Source organism: Streptosporangium sp. OZ121 (assembly GCF_051918885.1).
Lineage (GTDB): Bacteria > Actinomycetota > Actinomycetes > Streptosporangiales > Streptosporangiaceae > Streptosporangium.
On the sequence record NZ_JBPXMC010000012.1, the window covers coordinates 119,456 to 142,837 of the forward strand.

Below are 23,382 nucleotides of genomic sequence, written 5' to 3' on the forward strand. Positions count from 1 at the left end.
GCCGGTGGGCGGGCCGTGGGCACGGCCCGCCCACCGGCGGCCTCGGTGTCTCAGTTCTGGCCGGTGACCGTGAAGGTCAGCTCGACCCGGGTCTTCGACCCGGCGCCGGCCAGCGTGATGCCGGTCGAACCCGGCTTCGCCGTCCCCGGCACGCTGACGGTCTCGCCGGAGACGACACCGTCGCCGTTCGCGCGCACGGTGGCGGAGGCGAGGCCGTCGCCGAAGCCGATCGTGACCGCCTCGTTCGGCGCGAACCCGGAACCGTCGACGACGATCGCCGTGCCGCGCGGCCCGGAGGTGGCCGACAGCAGCACGTCCGGCCGGTACGTGCGCGCCCCCGGCTCCTCGGTCACCTGGACGGTCGCCGTCGCCGCCGTGTCCGAGGACGCGCCGACGGCGGTGACGGCGTACCGGCCGGGCAGCGCGTCGCCGGAGGCCGTTATCGACGCCTGGACCTCTCCCTTCGCCGAGGCCACGACCGTCGCGCCGTCCGCCGGGCCCGCTCCGAGCCTGACGGTCACCCGCTCGCCCGCGGCGAACCCGCTGCCCTTGACGGTGACCGGGTCGCCGGCGGTGACGGGGGCGGACGCCGACACCGAGATCGACGGCTGCGCCCCGGCCCGCGTCACGGTCACGGTGAACGTCGTGGTGACGCTCGACAGCGTGTCCCACGCGGTGACGTGCACCGTGTAGGTGCCCTCACGCTCGTACGTGTGCTGCCCGCTCATCGCGCCGGACGGGCCGACCGTGGCGTCGGCGGGAACCGTGCCGTCGCCCCACTGGACGCGGGCGCGGTAGCCCGCCGAGCCGGTGACGCCACCGGTCACCGAACCGAGGTCGGCCGACAGGGCCTGCCCGGCGACGGCCTTCTGGTCCTTGGCGGCGGTGCTCACCAGTGCGGCGCCCGGCGTGCCGTCGTCGGCGACGGCGAACACGTGGATCCTGCCCGCCGAGCCCGGCTCGCCGGTCTGCGCAGGCAGGGTCACCGACACGAGCTTCCTGCCGTCCGGGATCCGGTAGGGCGCGGTGGCGAACAGGAACGGCTGCGCGCTGTCCCGGCTCGTGCCGAGCAGCCGGTACGCGGTCTTGGCGACGACGATGTTGCCGTAGGACGGCGTGCCGCCGGGGTTGCCGCCCAGCGTCCAGTCGCTCATCTGGATCGGGATGTCGGCCGTGCCACCGTCGTCGAAGGTGGCCGTGCCGGTGGTGCTCTGGTCGCCCTGCGTGCCGGCGCCGATGAACGAGATGCTCCTCGCGTCGTCCGGCAGGTTGAGCACGATCTTCTTGCCGTTGCCGGTCGCGTTGTCCGGCTGCCCGGCCTGGACCGCCGGCAGCGTGAAGCGCAGTGCCGTTCCGGGCACCTCGTGCCGTTTGCCCTGGGTCACGCCGGCCGCCTCGAGGGCCGCCCGCGAGTACGCCCACGACTTGGCGTCGCAGTTCGCCGCGAGGACGCCCTCGTCGCCGACGCAGACGGTGTCGAACGCCGCGGCGAGACCGGCCTCCGGCGCGTAGGCCACCTCGACGCCGACCGTTCCCGAGCCCTGGCCGGTGCCGTCGGTCACCGTGACGCTCGCCTGGTAGTGGCCCGGCTTGGCGTAGGTGTGCGAGCCGCTGACCTCGTACACGCTCCGCGAGCTCAGGGCCAGGGTGCCCTCGGTGACCGGTGAGCCGTCGCCCCAGTCGACGGTGGCCCGGTAGCCGCTCGCGGTGCCTCCGGTGACGGAGGCGAGTGCCACCGACGCCTCGACGCCGGACGTGGCGTGCACGCCGCTCGCGGGGGTGACCGTGACGTCGCCGCCACCGAGCTGGACGTCGCCGCCGGCGAGCAGTTCGATCTCGGCGAGGTTCGTCCGCGCGCCCCCGACGGCCTTCGTCACGGCCAGGCGGAACTGCGCGAACCGCCCCGGGCGGTCGATCTTGAACGGCCGGGTGTGGTTGCGCCAGGAGAACACCTCGTCCTTGCGGGAGTCGACCGTGGTCCAGGTGATCCCGTCGTTGGAGCCCTGCAGCCGCCAGTCCGCCGGGTCGCCCGTGGTCGCCCCGGAGACCGGGTCCCCGGAGGCCGGGGCCCCCTTCCGTTCCCCGGAGGCCCCGGAGTTCCCCGAGGCCGCCGGGGCGCCCGTGCTCGCCCCGGAGGTGAGGGTGTAGTACACCGGTGCCTGCCTGCCGCCGCGGAAGGTCCAGCCGATCTGCGGCGTGCCGGAGGTGAAGGTCATCTGCGTGGTCGACGAGTCGTCGAACAGCTTCGACGCGTCCTGCCCGCCGCTCGCGGTCGCGGTGCCGAGGCCGGGCCCCGTGGTGTCCTGCAACGGCTTGGGTGCCGCTCCGCCCCTGGTCAGGGACGGTGGGGCGTCGTTCTCACCGGTGCCCCAGGACGACGGGTTCGGGCCCATCCGGAAGTCGATCGTGCCGCCGCGGGCGAGCTGGGAGGCGTCGATGGACACCTCTCGCTGCGTCTTGCCGTTGACCTTCACGCTCTGCACGTAGACGTTCTTCGCGCTGTTGTCCGGCGCGTTGACGACGATGTCGCCGTTCTTGCGGTGGACGGTCATCCGGGTGAACTGCGGCGAGCCGATGGCCCAGTTGGAGGAGCCGGCCTGCAGCGGGTAGAGGCCCAGCGAGCTGAGGACGTGCCACGCCGACATCTCGCCGTTGTCCTCGTCGCCCAGGTAGCCCTGGCCGATCTCGCCGCCGACGTAGAGGCGCCGCAGGATCTCCCGCACGATCGCCTGAGTCTTCGCCGGTGCCCCGACATAGTTGTACATGTACGGGATGTGGTGTGACGGCTGGTTGCTCATGCCGAGCTGGCCCATCCGCACCGCGCGCGCCTCGAGCATCTCGTGGATCGTGCCGCCGTACCCGCCGGGCCTGTCGGCGTTCTCCGGGGTGGCGAAGAACTGGTCGAGCCTCTGCCGCAGCGCCGCCCGCCCGCCGTGCAGGTTGGCCAGTCCCTGGCCGTCCTGCTGCGCGGTGAAGGCGAAGTTCCACCCGTTGGTCTCGGTGTAGACGCCGCCCCAGTCCAGCGGGTCGGCGGCGAGGAAGTTGCCGGCGGCGTCGCGGCCCCGGAAGAACTTCGTGCTCGGGTCGAAGAGGTTGACGTAGTTGCGGGCCCGCTGCAGGAAGTACTGCGACTCCTCCTTGAGCCGGTCGCGCCGCGCCTTCGGGGTGGCCGGGTCCTTGGCCAGGGCCGCGCCCATGTTGCCCAGGCCGTAGTCGTTGATGAAGCCCTCCAGCGCCCACGACACCGACTCGCCGGTGGAGGTCGGCGTGTAGCCGAGGAACAGCGAGGCCTCGATGCCCTTGCGGCCGACCTCGCCGCGCCCGGACGCGACGGTCGCGTCCTTGACCGCCGAGTCGTACGCGCCGAGCGGGTCGGGCAGCTTGACGCCGTTGAGGTAGGCCTGGGCCAGCGAGACGTTCGCGCTGGTGCCGGTCATCAGGTCGGCGTAGCCGGGTGAGGACCAGCGGGCGACCCACCCGCCGTCGCGGTACTGCTGGACGAACCCGTCGGCGATCCTGGCCGCGACGTCCGGGTACAGCAGCGAGTACGCGGGCCATACGGTGCGGTAGGTGTCCCAGAACCCGTTGTTGACGTAGATCTGCCCGTCGACGATCTTCGCGCCGGTCTGGGTGGCGGTCGACGTGCCGGTCGGCGCCGACACCGGGCTCGCGTACTGCCAGCGCGGGGCGGCGGCGGTGCCGGTGTTCTCCGACTGCGAGTTCGGGTACAGGTTCAGCCGGTACAGGTTCGAGTAGAGCGTCACCAGCTGCGTCTCGGTCGCGCCCCGCACCTCGACCCGGCCGAGCCGGTCCTTCCACGCCGCGGTGGCGGCGGCGTGGATCTGGTCGAAGCTCCTGCCGGCGACCTCCATGTCGAGATTGCGGCGCGCCTGGTCGAGGGAGAGGAACGACGTCGCGATGCGCAGCGTCACCTGCCGCCCGGCGGAGGTGTCGAAGGTGGCGGACGTGGCGGAGGACGCCGCGGGCGCCCGGTCGAAGGTGCCGGACACGAACATCCGGCTGCGCCCGGCCGACAGGCCGCTGCCGTTGTCGACCCAGCCGGTGAACGTGCCGTCCGTGCCGATGGTGAACGTGCCGTTGTGGAAGACGAGGCTGCCGGTGGCCTGCCCGGACGGGAAGGTGAACCGCATGATCCCGCCGTGGTCGGTGGCGGTCATGTCCGCGACCAGGCCGTTCTGCAGCGTGACCCGGTAGAGGTCCGGCCGCGCGATCTCGTCGTCGTGGCTGAAGGCGAGCGCCCGGCCGCTGGGAGCCCCGGTGAGCGGCCCGCCGGCCGGTACCGGCATGATCGACATCTGGTTGCGGTCGCCCATCCACGGGCTGGGCTCGTGCGAGATCGCGAGCCCCTCCAGCATGGGCAGGTTGGCCGCGTTGTTGCCCCGCTGGTAGTCGTACTCCCACGAGTTGGACGCGGCGTTGGTGACCGGCGTGAAGAAGTTGAAGCCGTTCGGCACCGCGGTGATCGGCAGGTTGTTGCCGCGCGAGAACCCGCCCGTCGAGTTGGTCCCGCGCCGGGTGTCGACGTAATTTGTCAGGCGGGAGCCGTCGATCGTCGCCGGAACGCCCGTCAGGGTGACGTCGTCGAGCCAGCCCTGGAAACGGGTCGAGGCGGTCGCCTGGGGGTCGTCGTAGGCGAGCAGGATCCGGTCGATCGTCTTGCCGTTCGCGACCGCCCCGATCTCGGACCGCACCGCGTTCCACTGGTCGGCGTAGAGCACCTTCGACGCGCCCTGCCCCGAGGCCGTGAGCGGGTAGCCGTGCTGGTCGACGGGCGAGCGGCCGCTCAGGTAGCTGCCGTCGGTGAAGTGCAGGTCGACGGCGACGTGGGTGGACGGGTACCGGGCGTCCTGACCGGTGAACTCGGGGAAGACCTTGTAGGACAGCCGGGTCTTCGGCCCGACCGGGATGTCGACGTCGAACAGCCTGTTGGTCGCGTACGAGCGGCCGGCCGCCTCGGCGCCGCCCGCGTAGCGCAGCGAGGCCGTCCCGGTGAATCCGGCCCGCGGCTTCATGGTGTGGCCGCTGACCGGACCGCTGCCGACGACGCTGACCATCGGGGTGACCGGCGGCCTGACGTCCGAGCCGTCGCTGATGTTCCAGTCGGCGAGCTGGATGATCGAGTCACCGGAGTTCGCGGTGACGTCCAGCCGGTAGTGGTCGTAGGCGGTCGTGTTGGTGACGTCGTAGACGTTGGTGGCGAACCGCCCGCCGAAGCTCTGCCCCGTCCGCCTGTCCAGGTCGGTCCACGTGCTGCCGTCGTTCGACCCCTGCACGGTGAAGTCCCTGGGGTCGCGGCCCGGCGCGTCGTCCGCGGAGGTGAGCGAGTAGCGCACCACCACCGCGGGCTTGGCCAGCTTGTAGGTCACCCAGCCGGTCCGGGCGAACGCCAGCCACTTGGTCGACGGGCTGCCGTCCTTGAGGGTCGCGGCGGTCTCGTTCGGCGGGTTCTCTGCGCTCGCGGACACCGCGGCGACCTGGCCGAGCAGGCTGCCGGGCAGTCCGGCCGGGCTCGATCCGCTCAGGTTCGCCTGGATCGGCTCGCCGTTCGCACCGGCCTCGACGGTGCTCGCCGCGGGTTGCGGGTCGGCCGCCTCGAACGAGGAGCCGAAGTCGCCGGGAGGCGCCGCGGCGCTCGCCGGGGGTGTGGCGACGAGCAGCCACACCGGCAGCAGCAGTGCCGCGGTCGCGGCGAACCGCCGCAGGGACAGGATGCGGGCGAAGGGGGGATGCGACATGGCGGGTGCCTTTTGACTCGTTGGGGGGGTGTCGAGAGCGTCGAACGCCGGGGGCGAGACCCACAGCCGCCACAGCCGCCGCAACCGCCGCGGCCGTCGCGGCCGATCGGCCGCGGCGGAGCGCGGGTGCGCCCGCCGGGCACGCGGGACGGCCCGCCGCACGCCGTCACGGGCGTCGGGGCCGGTGCCGTCATCGGTGCCGGGACATGGGTCTCAGACCATGCGGGAAGCTCCATGGGGACATGAAAGGGGCGTGAGGGGACGTTGGGTGCGAGGAGGGGCGCACCCGGGTGTGGATCGCGGCCCAGCGTTTCCCTTGTGAGACAACGTTGTCAAGAGCTGATCGGGTAACCTCCCGGAAACCGTGCGTTCTCCCGGGCCGCCCCGCGGGGCCGGCCGGGCGGGGCGACACCATGACCGACGTACGTGGTCGCCGGTCGCGCCCGGCCTCGCGCGGGGTCGTCCCGGCGGTGACCAGGGCCGCGGGTAGGACAACGTTGTCACCACGGCGGACGGCGTGTCGGTATGGTTCGTGGCATGACCAGTGACGGCGGCCGTACGAGGCGGCCAACCATGGTGGACGTGGCGACCCGGGCCGGAGTGAGCCTGAAGACCGTCTCGCGGGTCGTGAACAACGCGCCGCACGTCCAGCCCGAGCTGGTCGAGCGGGTGCTCGCCGCCGTGGCCGAGCTGGGCTTCCGCCGCAACCACCTGGCCAGCTCGCTGCGCTCGGGGCAGGCGACCGCCACGGTCGGGCTGCTGATCGAGGAGATCGCCAACCCGTTCTACGCGACGATCGCGGGAGCCGCCGCCGAGGTCGCCCGGCAACACGGCACGATGCTCATCATCGCCAGTTCCGAGGAGGATCCGGCACGCGAGCGGCAACTGCTGCGGGACCTGTGCGCCCGCCGCGTCGACGGGCTGCTCGTGGTGCCGGCCGGCGACGACCACTCGTTCATGCGCGCCGAGGTCGAGCTCGGCACCCCGGTGGTCTTCCTCGACCGGCCGGCCGGCGGGCTGCTCGCCGACACGGTGCTGCTCGACAACCGCGGGGGCGCGCGGGCCGGGGTGCGCCGGCTCGTCGAGGCGGGCCACCGCCGGATCGCCATCCTGCTCGACTCGATCGGCGTCTACACGATGCGCGAGCGGCTCGACGGCGCGCAGGACGCGCTGGCCCCGGCCGGCGCGCCGTACGACACCCGGCTGGTCCGTGACGGCGTCCGCGATCCGGCGGCGGCCGCCCGGGTCGTCTCCGAGCTGCTCGACCGGCCGGATCCGCCGACCGCCTTCTTCAGCCTGAACAACCGGATCACCCTCGGCGTGATCGAGGAGCTGCACCGGCGCGGCAGCGACGCCGCGGTGCTCGGGTTCGACGACTTCGACATGTCCAGCCTGGTGCCGCACCCGCTGACGGTGATCGCCTACGACACCCGCGAGCTGGCCAGGACCGCCGCCGAGCTGCTGTTCCGGCGGATCGGGGGAGACCGGTCGTGGCCGCGCACCGTGGTGCTTCCCACCGAGCTGGTCGAGCGGGGCCTCCCGCCGCGCTGAGCCGCGCCCGGCCGGGTGACCGCGAGGAGCGACCGCGCCGGCACGGCCGGTCGCCCGCGGCTCGGCACGCGTCGCGCCCGCCGGACCGGGGACCGCTCAAAGGATCATGTGCGGCAAAAGTCCCTTAGCGTCACAATACGTTACAAAATGGCCACATTGGGAGGGCGTCGATTGACACGCCCGTAACGCGGGTGGAGTCTCTACCCGCTGCCTGCCTGACAACGATGTCACGGCCGATCAGAGAGAACCGGAATCGTTATGATCATTGACTTCTGCCTCCCACGGCGTCGTGTCTAGCCGGGAGCCGCGCTCGGGCACGGCCGCACCCGCGGCGGACGCCCCCGGCGGACCTCGTCACCGGCTCTCACGACGGGACGGCCGGGCCCGCGCCCTGACGGCGGTCGACCGCGGCACGTGACCGCGTACGACCCGGGCGGCGGCACACGCCACCGCTCACCGGCGAGTCATGCGAAGAACGAATTAATTTATATTCTGCGGAAAGCCCCTGTCCGCACGATGTGGTTCAGGCCACAGCACGGCAAACGAACTGATGACGAACCTCCCGGAGGTAACCATGTCGGTGGTGACCTGGCGCGGTCCCCTGCAGCCGGACGCGCGGGGATCCCGCTGCCGGCCCAGAGACGGCGACGTCGCCGTTCCGAGGCCGTGCCCGGCACGGGCCCGGACCCGGGCGGGCCGGTCATGAGCGACGCACCCGTCCTGCTGGAGATGCGTTCGATCACCAAGGAGTTCCCCGGGGTCAAGGCGCTCTCCGACGTCAACCTGGTGGTGCGGGCCGGCGAGATCCACGCGATCGCCGGGGAGAACGGCGCCGGCAAGTCCACCCTGATGAAGGTGCTCAGCGGGGTCCATCCGTACGGCACCTACTCCGGCGAGATCCTCTACCAGGGCACGGAGAGCCGGTTCTCCGACATCCGGGCCAGCGAGAACTCCGGCATCGTGATCATCCACCAGGAGCTCGCCCTGGTGCCCGGCATGTCCATCACCGAGAACATCTTCCTCGGCAACGAACCGGGCCGCGGCGGCGTGATCAACTGGAAGACCGCCAACCGCCAGGCCCTGGAGCTGATGGCCCGGGTCGGCCTGGAAGAGGACCCGGACACGCTGATCAAGGACATCGGCGTGGGCAAGCAGCAGCTCGTGGAGATCGCGAAGGCGTTCGCCAAGGACGTGAAGCTCCTCATCCTCGACGAGCCCACCGCCGCCCTGAACGAGGCCGACTCCCAGCACCTGCTGAACCTCCTCCGCGACTTCAGGCAGCGGGGCATCACCTCGATCATCATCTCCCACAAGCTCAACGAGATCGCGCAGATCGCCGACAGCATCACCATCCTGCGGGACGGCCGGACGATCGAGACCCTCGACGTCAAGGCGGACGGCGTCGACGAGGACCGGATCGTCCGGGGCATGGTCGGCAGGGAGCTGCACAGCCGCTTCCCCGACCACACTCCCGAGATCGGCGAGGTCTTCTTCGAGGTACGCGACTGGACGGTCCGGCACCCGATCTCCGCCGAGCGCCTGGTGGTCAAGAACTCCAGCTTCACCGTGCGCCGCGGCGAGATCGTCGGGTTCGCCGGCCTGATGGGCGCCGGGCGCACCGAGCTGGCGATGAGCGTCTTCGGACGCTCGTACGGCACCTACGTCTCCGGGAAGATCTTCAAGGACGGCCGGGAGATCGTGTTGAAGTCGGTGTCGGACGCCATCGCGCACGGCCTGGCGTACGTCAGCGAGGACCGCAAGTCGATCGGCCTGAACCTGCTCGACGACATCAAGACCTCGATGGTGTCGGCCAAGCTGTCCAAGGTCTCCACCCGCGGCGTGGTCGACCCGGTGCGGGAGCATCGGGCGGCCGAGGGCTACCGGACGAGCCTGCGGGTCAAGGCCCCCACCGTCGACGAGGGGGTCACCAAGCTCTCCGGCGGCAACCAGCAGAAGGTGGTGCTGGCGAAGTGGATGTTCACCGATCCCGACCTGCTCATCCTCGACGAGCCGACCCGGGGCATCGACGTGGGCGCCAAGTACGAGATCTACGGCATCATCCAGCGACTCGCCGACCAGGGGAAGGGCGTCATCGTCATCTCCTCGGAGCTCCCCGAGCTGATCGGCCTCTGTGACCGGATCTACACGGTGTTCGAGGGGACCATCACCGGCGACATCGACCGGCGAGACGCCGACCCCGAACTCCTGATGAAGCAGATGACCTCAGCGAAGAAGGCACGCCGACCATGAGCCGTGTGAAAGAACTCCAGAAGTCCCTGTTCGGAGGGACGACCTCCAACGCCCGGCAGTTCGGGATGATCTTCACGCTGGTGGCGATCGTCCTGCTGTTCCAGGTCCTGACCGACGGCCTGACGCTGAACTCCGGCAACCTCATCTCGCTGGTGAGCCAGTACTCGTACATCCTGATCCTGGCCATCGGGATGCTGATGGTCATCGTCGCCGGGCACATCGACCTCTCCGTCGGCTCGATCGCCGCGTTCGTCGGCATCGTGGTCGCGAAGGTCATGCAGGACTACTCGGTGCCGTGGTTCCTCGCCATCCTGATCGGCCTGGCGGTCGGTGTCCTCATCGGCACCTGGCAGGGCTTCTGGGTGGCCTACGTCGGGGTGCCGGCCTTCATCGTCACCCTGGCCAGCATGATGTTGTTCCGGGGCGGCAACCAGTACATCGGCAACGCCGACACCATCCCGGTGCCCGAGGGGTTCAGGGTCATCGGTGCCGGCTTCCTGCCGGAGGTCGGCCCGGACACCGGGTACAACAACCTCACGCTCCTGCTCGGCCTGGTCGTCTGCGTGGCGATCGCGGTCCGGGAGTGGAGGGCCCGCCAGACCCGGCGGGAGATGGCGGCCGACGTCGCCCCGATGTGGATCTCGGCGATCCGGGTCGCCGTCCCGGTCGTCGTGGTGGTTTTCGCGACCCTGCAGTTCGCCGGCGGGCGGATCGGGACCAGCTTCCCGATCTCCGGGATCATCCTCGGCGTCCTGGTCGTGATCTACGCGTTCATCACCCGCAACACGGCGGGCGGCCGGCACATCTACGCGGTCGGCGGCAACGCCAGGGCCGCCGAGCTGTCCGGAGTCAAGCTCAGGCGGGTCAACTTCCTGGTGATGATGAACATGTCGGTCCTGGCGGCTCTGGCCGGCATGATCTTCGTTGCCCGTTCGGCCGCCTCAGGGCCGCAGGACGGCATCGGCTGGGAGCTGGACGCGATCGCCGCCGTCTTCATCGGCGGCGCGGCGGTCTCCGGCGGCCTGGGCACGATCAGCGGATCCATCGTCGGCGGCCTCGTCATGGCCGTGCTCAACAACGGCCTGCAGCTGATGGGCGTGGGCTCCGACCGGGTGCAGATCATCAAGGGCCTGGTCCTGCTGCTCGCCGTCGCGCTCGACGTCTACAACAAGAAGCAGGGGCGCTTCTCGGTCCTCGGATCGCTGACGCGCCCGTTCCGCCGGGAGACACCGACCGGCCCGGCGTCCGGCGCCGAGGCGGACCAGGAACACGGCAAGAGTCCGGTGGCCGGCTAACCGGCCACCGTCGGCGGGGCGGGAGACCTCCGCCCCGTCATCCTTTGAAGAAGGGCACCTCTGAAAATGCGCAATATCCTCGTCAGGGGCGTGGCGGCCGGGGCCATCGCGCTTCTGTCCCTCACCGCCTGCGCCTCCGAGCGTTCGCAGACCCCCGCCGGCGGTACGGGCGCCTCCGCAGGCTCCAGCGAGGCCGCGAAGGGCTTCCCCGCCGACTCGCTGATCGGCGTCGCGCTGCCGTCGAAGACCTCGGAGAACTGGGTCCTGGCCGGTGGCCTGTTCACCGACGGCCTGAAGGAGGCCGGCTTCAAGTCCGACGTCCAGTACGCCGGCTCCTCCACCACCGTCGCCGACCAGCAGGCGCAGATCTCGGCCATGGTCACCAAGGGCGCCAAGGTCATCGTCATCGGCGCGACCGACGCCGCGCAGCTGAGCACCCAGGTGGAGGCCGCCAAGGCGGCCGGCGCGACCGTCATCGCCTACGACCGGCTCATCAAGAACACCGACGCGGTCGACTACTACATCGCCTACGACAACTTCAAGGTCGGCCAGCTCCAGGGCCAGGCCCTGCTGGACGGCATGAAGGCGAAGAAGGCCGACGGCCCCTACACCATCGAGCTGTTCTCCGGCTCGTCGGACGACAACAACTCGGCGGTCTTCTTCGACGGCGCGATGGACGTGCTGAAGCCGAAGATCGACGACGGCAGCGTGGTGGTCGGCTCCGGCCAGACCGACGTCAAGCAGACCGCCACCGACGGCTGGAAGGCCGAGAACGCCCAGCGTCGCATGGACTCGCTGCTGACCTCCACCTACAGCAGCAAGACCCTGGACGGGGTGCTCTCCCCCAACGACACGCTGGCCCGCGCCATCATCACCTCGGTCAAGGGTGCCGGCAAGGACCTGCCCGTGGTGACCGGCCAGGACTCCGAGGTCGAGTCGGTCAAGTCGATCGTGGCCGGCGAGCAGTACTCGACGATCAACAAGGACACCCGCGAGCTGGTCAAGCAGACCATCCAGATGGCCAAGGACCTGCAGGCCGGCAAGGCCCCCCAGGTCAACGACACCAAGTCGTACGACAACGGGGTGAAGGTCGTCCCGTCGTACCTGCTCGAGCCGCTGATCGTGACCAAGGAGAACGTCGTGGAGGCGTACGCCAACGACCCCAAGCTGGCCCCGCTCACGAAGTAGCGTCGCCCGGCTGAAGTCAGCCACACCCGTGGGTCCCCGGAATCTTCACGACCGGGGGCCCACGGTCGTTTCCGGGCGGCCGAGGGCCGGACGCGGCCGGACCGGCCAGGCGCCATGACGGCCCCGGGCAGGTGCCGAACGCGGCCGGACCGGCCGGGCGCTACGGCGTCCCCAGGCAGGTGTCGAGCGCGGCCGCGCCCGCCAGCATCGCCAGGCCCCGCGCCGTCAGCCGGTCGTGCCACTCCCGCAGCGTCGCCTGCAGCGGCTCCGGCCCGCCCGCCGCCCGCACCCGCTCCAGCACCAGCGCGATCGGCTCCAGCCCGTACCCGCCGCGCCGCAGCTGGTGGGCCAGCAGCACGTCGCGCACGTCGGCGGAGGTGTAGACGCGGTAGCCGGTGTGCGGGTCGCGCCGGGGCGCGATCAGCCCGGCCCGCTCCCATTTGCGCAGTGTCGCGGGCCGGATGCCGAGCCTGCGCGCCAGCGGCCCGATGAACGTCGCCCCCGCCTCCGGTTCCGGCTCGCGCGGCGGCGCCAGGTCGCGCAGCGCCCGTTCCACGGCCTCCAGCGTGCGCCGGTCGTCGGCCAGCTGCGCGTGGCTCTCGTCGATCAGCCGCAGCGCCTCCTCGACCGCGCCGTCGTTCACGGCCCGCATGATCGCTCCCGCGGTCGCGTGGCCGTGCGCGGGGATCAGCGCCAGGAACGTCCGCAACGCCGCCGCGTGGCGCGGAGCGTAGGCGCGGTAGCCGTGCGCCGAGCGCTCGGCCGGCGGCAGGATCCCCGCCTCCTCGTAGTTGCGCACCGCCTGCGTGGACAGGCCGTGCTCGCGCGCCAGGTCGATGGGCCGCAACCGCATTTTGAAGGTTCTTCCTCTTCAGCAGCCGTGAATACCGCCAAAGTTTACACAGAAGGTTCAACGATACAGTCGAATACGTGACGATCTCGATCCGGGACGCCGCCCGTCCCTTCACCGGCGCCGCCCTCACCGCGCTCCTGTCCCCCGCCACCCGCCTGCTCGGCCTCGGCGAGCCCACCCACGGCGTCGAAGCCTTCCCCGAGCTGCGCAACGAGATCTTCCGCCACCTCGTCGAGCACGAGGGCTACCGCTCGATCACCATCGAGAGCGACTGCCTGATGGCCCTGGCCGCCGACGCGTACGTCACCGACGGCACAGGGACCCTCGACGACGCGGTGAGCCGCGGCCTCAGCCACGGCTCCGGCGCCTCACCCGCCAACCGCGAGCTCCTGCGCTGGATGCGCGCCTACAACGAGCGGCGTCCCCCGCACGAGCGGCTCCGCTTCTACGGCTTCGACGGCCCTCTGGAGATGACCGGGCCCGCCGGTCCCCGCACGGCCCTGACCGCGCTGCACGACTACCTCGCCGCCCACCTCGACCTGGCCTGGAGCCGCGAGAGCCTCGACGAGCTGCTCGGCCCCGAGGAGCGCTGGACCAACCCGGCCGCCCTGTGGACGGATCCCGCCCAGTCCGTCGGCCGCACCCCCGAGGCCGGGGAACTGCGCCTGATCACCGACGACCTGCGCGCGCTGCTCACCGCGCACGCCCCCCACCTGACGGCCGCCACCTCCCCCGGCGCCTGGTGGCGCGCCGACCTGTACGCCCGCACCGCCGCCGGGCTCCTGCGCTACCACGCCGGCGTGGCCGACACCTCGCCCGACCGCGTCGGCTCGCTCATGCGCCTGCGCGACGCGATGATGGCCGACAACCTCGACGCCATCGTCGGCTTCGAGTCCCGTCGCGGCCCCACCCTCGCCTTCGCCCACAACCGTCACCTGCAGAGGGACAGGAGCCGCTGGCTGCTGCCGGAGGGCTGGGGCCCCCTGGCGGGCCGGACGCTGGAGTGGTGGAGCGCCGGGGCGATCGTGGACACACGCCTCGGCGACCGGTACGCCTTCGCCGCCACCGCCTTCGGCACCCGCGGCTCCGACGTCCCCCCTCCCGACACCCTCGAAGGGCTCCTTTCGTCCCTCCCCCACGACCGCGCCGTCGTCGATCCCGGCCTTCTCGCCGCGGCCCTCGACCGCGAGCCGGCGCCCCGCGTCCCGGCCGACCACACCTACTTTCCCCTCGACCCGGCCACCACCGGCCAGACCGACGCCGTCATCTTCGTCAGGGAGATCTGAGCCGCCCACCGCCGACCGGTCGCCGGGCAGGATCGGAACCGGGCACCCGCGGTCACAAGTCCGGCGATCCCGAGGATTCCGCCGCCGGGATGCCGAGGGCGGCCAGGAACGCCGCGGCGGCGGGGGACGGCGGGAAGCGGCTCCAGACGAGGTGCTCCATGCGGGCGGGGGCGTCGCGAAGTCGCAGGACGGGCAGATCGGGAAGTTCGGGTGCGAAGGCGGCGGGCAGCAGCCCGATGCCCAGGTCCTGCCGGATCAGGCGGGCCATGAAGTCCATGTTCATCACTTCGAAGGCGACCTCGCGCCGGACCCCGGCCGCCGCGAACGCCTCGTCCGTCTGGGCCCGCGCGGCGGTGCCCGGGGGGAAGTCGACGAACGGTTCGTCCGACAGCCGGCGCAGGTCCACGCGTTCCCTGCCCGCCAGCGGGTGGCCGGGCGCCACCACGGCGACGAGGTCGCCGCGCGCCAGCTCGCGGCCGCGGACGCCGCTGGGGCGTGCGCCCACCGGCAGCCCTAGGAAAGCGGCGTCCAGGCTGCCCTGCCGCACCCGCTCGACCAGTTCCTCGCTCGCGCCCGAGCGCAGGGTGATCCGCACCTGCCGGTGGCGCAGGTGGAAATGCTTCAGCACGGTCGGGAGGTCGACCGCCGCGACGGTGGGAATGGCGCCGATGGCGAGCCGGCCCCGGATCTCGCCGGCGGCGGCCGCCACCTCGGCGCGGGCCCGTTCGGCGGCGTCGAGAGCCTGGCGGGCGGCGGGCAGGAACGCCTCACCGGCGGGGGTCAGCCGGACGCGGCGGCTGGTGCGCTCGAACAGCTTGGCACCCAGCTCGCGTTCCAGGCGGGCGATCTGGTGACTCAGCGCGGACTGGACGACCAGGCACCGCTCGGCGGCGCGGGTGAAGTTGCTCGTCTCCGCGACGGCGACGACATAGCGCATCTGCTGGAGTTCCACGAATCAATCGTGGTGCACGATCGATCCGATGACAAACATGTGTTGGACTCATCGATCGTTCGTTGCCCAAGCTGGGCGCATGACGACGAGACCTCGCACGGGCGGCGGCCTGTCGCACGGGCTGCTGCTGCTCATGTCGGTGGCGACCGGGCTGGCGGTCGCGGGAAACTACTTCGCGCAGCCGCTGCTCGACCTGATCGGCCGGGAGCTGGGGGTCGGGCCGTCGGCGGCGGCGCTGGTGGTGACGGCCGCGCAGGGCGGGTACGCGCTGGGGCTGGTCCTGCTGGTGCCGCTCGGCGACCTGGTGGAGCGGCGGCGGCTGGCGGTGTCGCTCTACGCGGCGACCGCGGTGTTCCTGCTGGTGTCGGCCACCGCGGCCAACGGCACGGTGCTCCTGGCCGGTACGGCCCTGACCGCGCTGACCTCGGTCGGAGCGCAGGTGGTGGTGCCGTTCGCGGCGACGCTGGCGGATCCGGCCGAGCGCGGCCGGGTGGTCGGCACGGTGATGACCGGGCTGATGCTCGGCCTGTTGCTGGCGCGGACCGCGTCCGGAGCGTTGTCCGAGCTGGGCGGCTGGCGGACGGTCTACTGGGTGAACGCGGCGCTGATGGCGCTGATGGCGGTGTCGCTGCGCGTCTTCCTGCCCCGGCTCGGCGAGGACGGCGGGCGCCTGTCCTACGTCGGGCTGCTGCGCTCGACGGTCGCGATGTTCCGCCACGAGCCGCTGCTGCGGTGGCGGGCGGGTATCGGCGCGTCGAGCCTCGCCTCGTTCAGCGTGCTGTGGACGGCGCTGACCTTCCTGCTGGTGCGGTCACCGTACGGCTGGTCGGAGTCGGCCGTCGGCCTGTTCGGCCTGGCCGGTGTCGCGGGTGCGCTGACCGCCACGGTGGCGGGGCGGCTGGCCGACCGCGGGCGCGTCCAGCTCGTGACCGGCGCCGGGACGGTCCTGCTGGTGGCGTCCTGGCCGGCGATCGCGGCGGGGGCGCACTCGCTGGTCTGGCTGCTCGCCGGCGTGATCGTGCTGGATCTGGCGCACCAGGCGGTGCTCAACAGCAGCCAGAACGTCCTCTACGCGATCCGGCCCGAGGCTCGTAACCGGATCAACTCCGCCTTCATGACCTCCCTGTTCCTCGGTGGCGCGGTGGGCTCCGCGCTGACATCGGCGGTCTGGGCGCACGGCGGCTGGACCGGCGTGTGCGTCCTGGGCGCCACCCTCTCTGCCGGGACCGTCGTGCTCTGGATCCTGGAGCGCGTCACCGTCGGCCGGGCGGCGGGCGGGTCCCCGGAGTCCCCGGTCCACCACGGCGACGCCCCGGCACCGGCCGCACCGGCCACTTCGGCCGGCTGATCCGGACAACCGGACCAGGCGCGTCACCGTGTCCGCGACGGCGGAAGGCGCGGGAGGCCACGCGCCGGCCGGGTGACCGCCGCGGTACGCGGCCTGGTCCGCATCCCCATCACCACCGACAAAGGAGAACGAGCGTGTCGCGCACCGTACTGATCACCGGAGCCACCGGAACCGTGTCCACCGCGCTGATGAACGCGCTGCGGGGGGCCGAGGTGAACCTTCGTGCTCTCGTCCGCGACGAGTCCGCGGCGGGCGGCTCGCGCGAGCGGGGCGCCGAGGTCGCCGAGGTCGCCGAGGTCTTCGCCGGTGACCTCGACGACGCCCGGTCGCTCCCGCCCGCCTTCGAGGGCGTGCAGGACCTGTGGCTGCTCACCCCGAACGGTCCGCGCGCCCCGGAGAACGCCATGAACGCCGTGTGGGCCGCGCGCCAGGCCGGCGTGGAGCGTGTCGTGCGCCTGTCCGTCGTCGGCGCGGCACACGACGCGCCGAACCGCAGCGGCAGGCTGCACGCGCTGTCGGACCGGGAGATCGAACGGTGCGGCATGCGCTGGACGATCCTGCGTCCCCACTGGTTCATGCAGAACCTGCTGAACGAGGCGGGCGACATCGCCGCCACCGGCACGTTCTCGTTGAACATGGCCTCGGCGCGAATCGGCATGATCGACGTACGCGACATCGCCGAGTGCGCCGCCCGCGTGCTTCTCGACGGCCCCGACCGCCACCACGGCGAGACGTACACCCTCACCGGCCCGCGCTCGCTCACGTTCGACGAGGTCGCCGGCGAGCTGGGGCTCGCTCTCGGCAGGCCCGTCACGTACCTGCCGGTCGGCGACGACGCCAGGCGCAAGACGCTGCTCGGCCACGGCGTCCCGGAATGGATCGCCGACATGCTCGAGGAGTACGCGCGAGCGTATGTCTCCGGCTGGGGAGACTTCACCACCGACACGCTCGCCGGGCTTCTCGGCCGTCCCCCGCGTGACATCGCCGGCTTCGCCCGTGACCACGCCCCGGCGTTCACCGCGGCCGGCGACGGCTGAGATCGCGGCCCGCCGGTCAGGCCGGGACGTGGTGCGGGGCCTCGGCGTGGTGCGGGGCGTCGGCGTGGCGCAGCGCGGTTCGCGCGGTCTCCGGCCGGGCCGGCAGGAGCGGCAGCCGGACCGCGGCGGTGGGGATGACGCCGCGGGCGTGCAGGACCGCCTTGATCGCGGCGGGGTTGGGCTCGGTGAACAGCGCTCCGGACAGGGCCGAGAGGCGGTGCCCGAGAGGTCGCGCCCGGGCCACGTCGCCGGCCCGCCACGCCTCGACCAGCTCCACGAACCGCGCGGTGGCCACGTGCGCCGAGGCCATGATCGCGCCGTGTGCGCCGAGTGCGAGCAGGGGCGAGACGAACAGGTCGTCGCCCCCCAGCACCGCGAAGCCGTCCGGGAGATCGGCCATGAGCGCGACGGTGTCCTCGTCGATCCCGCCGACCGCGTACTTGACGCCCACCACACCGGGCAGGGCGGCCAGCCGTCGCACCGCGTCCGCCGACAGGCGCTGCCCGGTCCGGTACGGGACGTGATAGATGACGAGCGGTACCGGGCTGACCTCGGCGAGATGGCGGAAGTGGGCAAGCACCCCGGCCTCGCCCGGGCGCGTGAACGGCGGGACCAGGCTCAGCGCCGCCACCGCCTCCGGCCGGTCCCGCAGCGCGTCCAGCGCCTGCGGGGTGGCGGCGCCCACCAGGAGGTGCGCGCCGCGTTCCGCGCAGACCCGGGCGGCGAGGTCCACCACGGCCCGCTGCTCCGGGCCGCTGAGCGCGGACGGCTCCGCGGTGGTGCCCAGCGCGACCACACCGGTCGCCCCGGCGTCCAGGATCCGGTGCGCGAGGGCCTCCAGCGCGTCGAGAGCCACGGCTCCGGCGTCGTCGAACGGGGTGATCAAGGGCACGTACAGGCCGGTGAGCGTCATGCGTCCAGGGTGCGCCGCCCGGACAGGCAAGGTCCAGTTCAGCTTTCTACGCATACCCGTAAGCTGAGCTGATGCTCGACGTCCGCCGACTGCGCCTGCTGTGCGATCTGGCGCGGCTGGGCACGATCGCCGCCGTGGCCAGGTCGCACACGTACACGCCTTCGGCCGTCTCCCAGCAGCTGGCCGCGCTGGAACGCGAGGCGGGAGTTCCGCTGCTGGAGCGGACCGGACGCCGGGTCGTCCTGACCCCGGCCGGTGCCGTCCTCGTGCGGCACGCCGAGACCGTCCTGGCCGCCCTCGAAGGCGCCGGCGCCGCACTGGCCGCGGCCCGCGGCGAGCCGGCCGGTCCGCTGCGCATCGGCGCGTTCCCCACCGCCGTACGCACCCTTCTGCCGGCCGCGCTGGTCACGCTGGGCCTCGATCACCCCGCCCTCGAGCTGATGGTGACCGAGCTCGACCCGGTCGCCATGCCCGAGGCGCTGCGCGAACGGCGGCTGGACGTGGCCCTGGTGAACGACTACGACATCATGCCGGTCGAGCCCGGCCCCACGCTCGACGCGGTGCCGCTGCTGGAGGAGACGGTGTTCCTCGCCATGCCCTCCGCCGGCACGGACCCCGGCGCCGACCCGGTCGGCGACGCCCGGCACGCCGCCTGGATCGTGGGCAGCCCCGGCACCGCCTGCCACGCCGTCGCGCTGCAGGTCTGCCGCACCGCCGGCTTCAGCCCGCTGGTGCGGCACCACGCCGACGACTTCGCCGCGGTGCTCGCGCTGGTGGCGGCCGGCCAGGGCGTCTCGCTCGTACCGCAGCTCGCCACGGCGCGGCCGCCGGCCGGGGTGCGCCTCGTCCCGCTCGCCACCCGCCGGCGAACCCGCGTCACCTACCGGAAGGGCTCGGCCGCCGATCCGGCCGTGGCCGCGTGCGTCACCGCCCTCCGCGCATCCACCGAGGCCTACCTCGGCCGGTGAGCATCCCGGTGGCCGGCGTCACCGGCGGGGAACGCGATCGGTCACCTCGCCGGCGGCGTGCTACTCCGGCGGGGCGGGACAGCAGCCGTCAGGGCAGGCTTTCGCGGCCGGGCCGGTGGGGCCGGTGGAGGTGGTGAGGCCGGCGGCCGGCGGGGCGGGGGCGCAGCAGGCGTCGCCGCGCCAGGCCTGGCGGCCTTCCCTGACCGCCACCGCGGCGATGACCAGGGCGGCGATCGGGTCGGCCCAGGACCAGCCGAAGGCGCTGTTGAGCACCAGGCCGACCAGCAGCACCGCCGACAGGTAGGTGCACAGCAGGGTCTGCTTGGAGTCGGCCACCGCGGAGGCGGAGCCGAGCTCGCGGCCCGCGCGCCGCTGCGCGTAGGACAGGAACGGCATGATCAGCAGTGACAGGGCGGCGAGGACGAGACCGGGGGTGGAGTGCTCGGCTTCGCCTTCGCCGAGCAGGGCGCGTACGGCGTCGAAGCCGACGTAGGCGGCCAGCGCGAAGAAGGAGACCGCGATCACGCGCAGCGCGCTCCTCTCCCGCCGCTCGGGGTCGGCGGCGCTGAACTGCCAGGCGACCGCGGCGGCCGAGGCGACCTCGACGACGGAGTCCAGCCCGAACCCGATCAGCGCGGCCGAGGAGGCGACGGTCCCGGCCGCGATGGCCACGACCGCCTCGATCACGTTGTAGGTGATGGTCGCGGCCACCAGCAGCCGGATCCGCCGGGTCAGCAGGGCGCGACGGGCCGGGCCGGGGCCGAGCGCGGCGGTGACCATCAGCAGCAGCCCTTCTCGCTCGCGTCCGGGCAGGTGCCGTCGGCGGCGACGGCGACCACCGCGGTGCGCAGGTCGTCCAGCGCGTGCCCGAGCCGCACGTCGGCCAGCTCGTAACGGGTACGGCGGCCGACCGGCACGGCGACCACCAGGCCGCAGTCGCGCAGGCAGGCCAGGTGGTTGGACAGCCGGGTGCGGGAGACGCCCAGCCGCTCCGCAAGGTCGGCGGGGTGGGCCGGAGCCTCGCGCAACGCGAGCAGGATCCGGCAGCGGATCGGGTCGGCCAGCGCCCGGCCGAACCGTGCGAGCACCTCGATCTCGGAAGCGATCGTCAGCATGTCCTCAGAGTACACAGAATCCTGAATTCAGGAAGTCCTGTATAACCCAGGGGCGGGATGACGGTGTCGCCTCGGGCGAGCGGCCGGCCTGTCCCGTTTCGGATCAGCCGCCGAAGAAGTCGCCCAAGGCCGCGGCGAGCGCGTCCGGGGCCTCCTCGGCCACGTGGTGGCCGGAGTCGATCCCGTGGCCACGCAGGTCTCCGGCCCAGTTCCGCCAGATTCGCAGCGGGTCGCCGTACAGATCTTCGAGGTCGTCGCGCAGGGACCACAGGGCCAGAACGGGGCACCGCAGCCGCACGCCGGCGGCCCGGTCGGCCTCCTCGTGACGCAGGTCGACGGTGAGACCGGCCCGGTAGTCCTCCAGCATGGCCCGCACCACGTCGGGATTCCCGGTGGCCGCGCGGAACTCGTCGTGGTTCTCCCGGCCCATGCTCTCCGGGTCGCCGCGGTACCAGCTGCCGGGGTCGGCGTTGATGACGCGTTCCGGGACGTCCGGCTGCGCGAAGAAGAACCAGTGCCACCACCGCGTCGCGAACTTCGCGGTGATGCGGGACAGGTGCTCGCTGATGGGCAGGCAGTCGATGAACGCCACGCGGGACACCGCGTCGTGGTGGTCCAGAGCGAGGCGGAACGCCACGGCGCCTCCCCGGTCGTGTCCGGCGAGAGCGAACCGGGCGTGCCCCAGAGAGCGCATCACCGCCACCATGTCGTTCGCGACGGCGCGCTTGGAGTGCCCGGAGTGGTCGGCGGTGGGCGCCGGGCCGCGCGAGCGGCCGTATCCCCGCAGGTCGGGGCAGACGACGGTGAAGCCGCGCTCGACCAGCCGAGGCGCGACGCGATGCCATGTCGCGGAGGTGCGGGGATGACCGTGCAGCAACAGCACCGGCGGTCCCTGCCCGCCGTGGCGGACGTGGATGGAGGCGTCCTCGACCTGGATCGGTCCTGCCTCGAAGCCTTCGAACATCGCCTCGGTGCCTCCCGGGTAGAGCTCGACGATCATCGACCCGTGACGTTCGCCACGGCGTGAACCTACCGAGAAATCGATCTCTTACTCGTCCTGCGGGGAGGGATTTCGCCCGTACGGCGCCGGGACGAGGATCCGGACCCTCTACGGCACGTGGAGTACGCGAGAGCATGCGGAACATCGCGGTCACCGGTCATCGGTCACCGTGTCCGGAGACCGCGAGCGGGAGACCATCGAGGCCGTCAGCCACCAGCCGAATCCGGGCCGGCCGCGCCGGGAAAGTCAGTCCAGCGCGGCCGCCTTGCGCAGCAGCACCGAACGTTCGCGCCGGTTGGCGCACAGCCGGGCGGCCAGCTCCAGCTCGGCGCGCGCCTCCGGTCGCCGGCCGAGGCGGGCCAGCAGTTCCCCGCGTACGGTCGGAACTAGATGCGAACCGGGGAGCCGGTCCGAGGCGATCAGCTCGTCCACGATGGCCAGGGCCCGCGCCGGACCCGAGGCCATGGCCACGGCAACGGCCCGGTTGAGCTCGACCACCGGCGAGGGCGCGACCCGGCCGAGCGCCTCGTAGAGCAGCACGATCCGGTCCCAGTCGGTCGCCTCGGCCGAGGGCGCCGACGCGTGGGCGGCGGCGATCGCGGCCTGCAGGCCGTAGGGGCCGAGGCCGCGGGTCGATGCCCTGGCCAGCGCGGCCAGCCCCCGGCGGATCGCCGAGAGGTCCCACAGCCGCCGGTCCTGGTCCTCGAGCAGGACCGGCGTGCCGTCCGGGCCGGTCCGGGCCGGAAAGCGCGCGGCCGTCAGCTCGCACAACGCGAGCAGGCCGTGCGACTCCGGCTCGTCCGGCTGCAGCGCGACCAGCGTGCGGGCCAGCCGGATCGCCTCGTACGCGACGTCGGGGCGCAGCAGCCGGTCGCCCGACGTGGCCGTCGACCCCTCTGTGAAGATCACGTAGAGGACGCTGAGCACGCCGCCCAGCCGTTCCCGGCGCTCGCCGGCCGGCGGCAGCTCGAACGGCACCCCGGCCGCCGCGATCGTCTTCTTGCCCCGGGTGATGCGGGCCTGCACGGTCGGCACGGGTACCAGGAAGGCGCGGGCGATCTCCTCGCTGGACAGGCCGCCGACCACGCGCAAGGTCAGCGCCACCCGGGCCTCGCGGGAGAGCACCGGGTGGCAGCTGACGAACATCAACGCCAGGACGTCGTCGTCGACCCTGTCGGGGTCGATTTCCTGGTCGACCGCGGGGTCGGCCGCCAGCAGGGCGTATCGGTCCCGGAGGGCGGTCCGGCGGCGGATCGCGTCGATCGCCCGCCGCCGGGCCGTGGCCATCAGCCAGCCGGCCGGATTGGCCGGAGAGGCACGCGGCCACGACACCAGCGCCTCGGCCACCGCCTCCTGGGCCGCGTCCTCGGCCAGCCCGAAATCGCCGGTGAACCGCGTCAGCGCGGCGACGATCCGGGCCGACTCGATCCGCCAGACGGCCTCGACGTCGGCCGTACCCATCAGATCTGGTCGTTGCTCTCGCTGCCCTGCGGGACCTCGTCGGCCTCGGCCACCCGCCGGACCTCGATCTTGGACCCGCGGACCGCCGGGACCCGCTTGGCCCACTCGACCGCCTCCTGTTTCGTGGCGACATCGAGCAGGAAGTAGCCGCCGAACAGTTCCCTGGTCTCGCCGTACGGCCCGTCCGTGACCACCGGCGCCTCACCGCTGAAGTCGACCACGACGCCCTGGCCCGGATCGTCCAGCCCTTCGGCCGCGACGAGGACCTCGGCCTTCATCATGTCCTCGATGAACCGGCGGGTCGTGGCCATCATCTCGTCGATGTCAGCCATCATGGCCGCGTTCGTCTCATCGGTGCCCCGCATGATCAGCAGGTATTTCGGCATCGCGTTCTCCTCGTCCGGCGGGG

17 protein-coding genes are annotated in these 23,382 nt (G+C 72.3%); 8 read left to right on the plus strand and 9 right to left on the minus strand.

What is annotated here, in order from left to right:
- Positions 1–50 precede the first annotated feature (50 nt).
- The gene (locus tag ACTOQ1_RS22390; RefSeq protein WP_440069943.1) at positions 51–5,756 is read right to left on the minus strand and encodes a GH92 family glycosyl hydrolase; all 5,706 of its coding nucleotides are present in this window, start codon (positions 5,754–5,756) and stop codon (positions 51–53) included.
- A gap of 537 nt (positions 5,757–6,293) precedes the next feature.
- Here ACTOQ1_RS22390 and ACTOQ1_RS22395 point away from each other — a divergent pair.
- The 4 genes from ACTOQ1_RS22395 (at position 6,294) to ACTOQ1_RS22410 (ending at position 12,040) form a co-directional block, all read left to right on the plus strand.
- Complete coding sequence (locus ACTOQ1_RS22395; protein ID WP_440069944.1) at positions 6,294–7,307, plus strand: LacI family DNA-binding transcriptional regulator; 1,014 nt, start codon at positions 6,294–6,296, stop codon at positions 7,305–7,307.
- A 702-nt stretch (positions 7,308–8,009) separates the two neighbouring features.
- Positions 8,010–9,557 carry a multiple monosaccharide ABC transporter ATP-binding protein gene (gene mmsA / locus ACTOQ1_RS22400; protein ID WP_440069945.1) on the plus strand — a complete coding sequence of 516 codons (1,548 nt, stop codon included), beginning with the start codon at positions 8,010–8,012 and terminating at the stop codon, positions 9,555–9,557.
- Entirely contained in the window at positions 9,554–10,852 is a 1,299-nt protein-coding gene (gene mmsB, locus ACTOQ1_RS22405) for a multiple monosaccharide ABC transporter permease (RefSeq protein WP_440069946.1), read from the plus strand. The genes mmsA and mmsB overlap by 4 nt, the downstream gene beginning before the upstream one ends.
- Before the next feature lie 66 nt (positions 10,853–10,918).
- On the plus strand, positions 10,919–12,040 hold the full coding sequence (locus ACTOQ1_RS22410) for a substrate-binding domain-containing protein (RefSeq protein ID WP_440069948.1): 1,122 nt from the start codon (positions 10,919–10,921) through the stop codon (positions 12,038–12,040).
- 160 nt (positions 12,041–12,200) lie between these two features.
- On the opposite strand, the gene ACTOQ1_RS22415 is transcribed toward ACTOQ1_RS22410, so the two are convergent.
- Positions 12,201–12,893, minus strand: coding sequence for a MerR family transcriptional regulator (locus ACTOQ1_RS22415; RefSeq protein ID WP_440069949.1), 693 nt, complete (start codon positions 12,891–12,893; stop codon positions 12,201–12,203).
- Between the two features lie 77 nt (positions 12,894–12,970).
- Here ACTOQ1_RS22415 and ACTOQ1_RS22420 point away from each other — a divergent pair, with 77 nt between their 5' ends.
- The gene (locus tag ACTOQ1_RS22420; RefSeq protein WP_440069951.1) at positions 12,971–14,179 is read left to right on the plus strand and encodes an erythromycin esterase family protein; all 1,209 of its coding nucleotides are present in this window, start codon (positions 12,971–12,973) and stop codon (positions 14,177–14,179) included.
- Between the two features lie 52 nt (positions 14,180–14,231).
- Here ACTOQ1_RS22420 and ACTOQ1_RS22425 read toward each other — a convergent pair whose 3' ends face one another.
- A complete protein-coding gene (locus ACTOQ1_RS22425; protein WP_440069952.1) occupies positions 14,232–15,131 on the minus strand; it encodes a LysR family transcriptional regulator in 900 nt (299 codons plus the stop codon).
- 79 nt (positions 15,132–15,210) lie between these two features.
- On the opposite strand from ACTOQ1_RS22425, the gene ACTOQ1_RS22430 reads away from it, so the two are divergent.
- Together ACTOQ1_RS22430 and ACTOQ1_RS22435 are read left to right on the plus strand one after the other, a co-directional pair.
- The gene (locus tag ACTOQ1_RS22430; protein ID WP_440069954.1) at positions 15,211–16,479 is read left to right on the plus strand and encodes an MFS transporter; all 1,269 of its coding nucleotides are present in this window, start codon (positions 15,211–15,213) and stop codon (positions 16,477–16,479) included.
- Positions 16,480–16,613: 134 nt separating this feature from the next.
- Complete coding sequence (locus tag ACTOQ1_RS22435) at positions 16,614–17,516, plus strand: SDR family oxidoreductase (protein WP_440069956.1); 903 nt, start codon at positions 16,614–16,616, stop codon at positions 17,514–17,516.
- 16 nt (positions 17,517–17,532) lie between these two features.
- On the opposite strand, the gene ACTOQ1_RS22440 is transcribed toward ACTOQ1_RS22435, so the two are convergent.
- Entirely contained in the window at positions 17,533–18,483 is a 951-nt protein-coding gene (locus tag ACTOQ1_RS22440) for a dihydrodipicolinate synthase family protein (protein ID WP_440069958.1), read from the minus strand.
- 17 nt (positions 18,484–18,500) lie between these two features.
- On the opposite strand from ACTOQ1_RS22440, the gene ACTOQ1_RS22445 reads away from it, so the two are divergent.
- Positions 18,501–19,397, plus strand: coding sequence for a LysR family transcriptional regulator (locus ACTOQ1_RS22445; protein ID WP_440069959.1), 897 nt, complete (start codon positions 18,501–18,503; stop codon positions 19,395–19,397).
- Between the two features lie 60 nt (positions 19,398–19,457).
- Here the strand turns inward: ACTOQ1_RS22445 and ACTOQ1_RS22450 are convergent, their stop codons facing one another.
- The 5 genes from ACTOQ1_RS22450 to ACTOQ1_RS22470 form a co-directional block, all read right to left on the minus strand.
- Positions 19,458–20,177, minus strand: coding sequence for a cation transporter (locus tag ACTOQ1_RS22450; protein ID WP_440069961.1), 720 nt, complete (start codon positions 20,175–20,177; stop codon positions 19,458–19,460).
- Complete coding sequence (locus tag ACTOQ1_RS22455) at positions 20,177–20,512, minus strand: ArsR/SmtB family transcription factor (protein WP_362675777.1); 336 nt, start codon at positions 20,510–20,512, stop codon at positions 20,177–20,179. The genes ACTOQ1_RS22450 and ACTOQ1_RS22455 overlap by 1 nt, the downstream gene beginning before the upstream one ends.
- Positions 20,513–20,615: 103 nt before the next feature.
- Entirely contained in the window at positions 20,616–21,512 is an 897-nt protein-coding gene (locus ACTOQ1_RS22460) for an alpha/beta fold hydrolase (RefSeq protein WP_440069963.1), read from the minus strand.
- Positions 21,513–21,758: 246 nt separating this feature from the next.
- A complete protein-coding gene (locus tag ACTOQ1_RS22465; protein WP_440069965.1) occupies positions 21,759–22,973 on the minus strand; it encodes an RNA polymerase sigma factor in 1,215 nt (404 codons plus the stop codon).
- Positions 22,973–23,359 carry a YciI family protein gene (locus ACTOQ1_RS22470; protein WP_440069966.1) on the minus strand — a complete coding sequence of 129 codons (387 nt, stop codon included), beginning with the start codon at positions 23,357–23,359 and terminating at the stop codon, positions 22,973–22,975. Before ACTOQ1_RS22470 ends, ACTOQ1_RS22465 begins: the two co-directional genes overlap by 1 nt.
- Positions 23,360–23,382 lie beyond the last annotated feature (23 nt).

Excerpts from the sequence above, each read along its gene's own strand:
- ACTOQ1_RS22390 (WP_440069943.1), bottom strand. The coding sequence starts at position 5,756 with ATGTCGCATCCCCCCTTCGCCCGCATCCTGTCCCTGCGGCGGTTCGCC.
- ACTOQ1_RS22395 (WP_440069944.1), top strand. The coding sequence starts at position 6,294 with ATGACCAGTGACGGCGGCCGTACGAGGCGGCCAACCATGGTGGACGTG.
- mmsA (WP_440069945.1), top strand. The coding sequence starts at position 8,010 with ATGAGCGACGCACCCGTCCTGCTGGAGATGCGTTCGATCACCAAGGAG.
- mmsB (WP_440069946.1), top strand. The coding sequence starts at position 9,554 with ATGAGCCGTGTGAAAGAACTCCAGAAGTCCCTGTTCGGAGGGACGACC.
- ACTOQ1_RS22410 (WP_440069948.1), top strand. The coding sequence starts at position 10,919 with ATGCGCAATATCCTCGTCAGGGGCGTGGCGGCCGGGGCCATCGCGCTT.
- ACTOQ1_RS22415 (WP_440069949.1), bottom strand. The coding sequence starts at position 12,893 with ATGCGGTTGCGGCCCATCGACCTGGCGCGCGAGCACGGCCTGTCCACG.
- ACTOQ1_RS22430 (WP_440069954.1), top strand. The coding sequence starts at position 15,211 with ATGACGACGAGACCTCGCACGGGCGGCGGCCTGTCGCACGGGCTGCTG.
- ACTOQ1_RS22440 (WP_440069958.1), bottom strand. The coding sequence starts at position 18,483 with ATGCGTAGAAAGCTGAACTGGACCTTGCCTGTCCGGGCGGCGCACCCT.
- ACTOQ1_RS22445 (WP_440069959.1), top strand. The coding sequence starts at position 18,501 with ATGCTCGACGTCCGCCGACTGCGCCTGCTGTGCGATCTGGCGCGGCTG.
- ACTOQ1_RS22450 (WP_440069961.1), bottom strand. The coding sequence starts at position 20,177 with ATGGTCACCGCCGCGCTCGGCCCCGGCCCGGCCCGTCGCGCCCTGCTG.
- ACTOQ1_RS22455 (WP_362675777.1), bottom strand. The coding sequence starts at position 20,512 with ATGCTGACGATCGCTTCCGAGATCGAGGTGCTCGCACGGTTCGGCCGG.
- ACTOQ1_RS22460 (WP_440069963.1), bottom strand. The coding sequence starts at position 21,512 with ATGATCGTCGAGCTCTACCCGGGAGGCACCGAGGCGATGTTCGAAGGC.
- ACTOQ1_RS22465 (WP_440069965.1), bottom strand. The coding sequence starts at position 22,973 with ATGGGTACGGCCGACGTCGAGGCCGTCTGGCGGATCGAGTCGGCCCGG.
- ACTOQ1_RS22470 (WP_440069966.1), bottom strand. The coding sequence starts at position 23,359 with ATGCCGAAATACCTGCTGATCATGCGGGGCACCGATGAGACGAACGCG.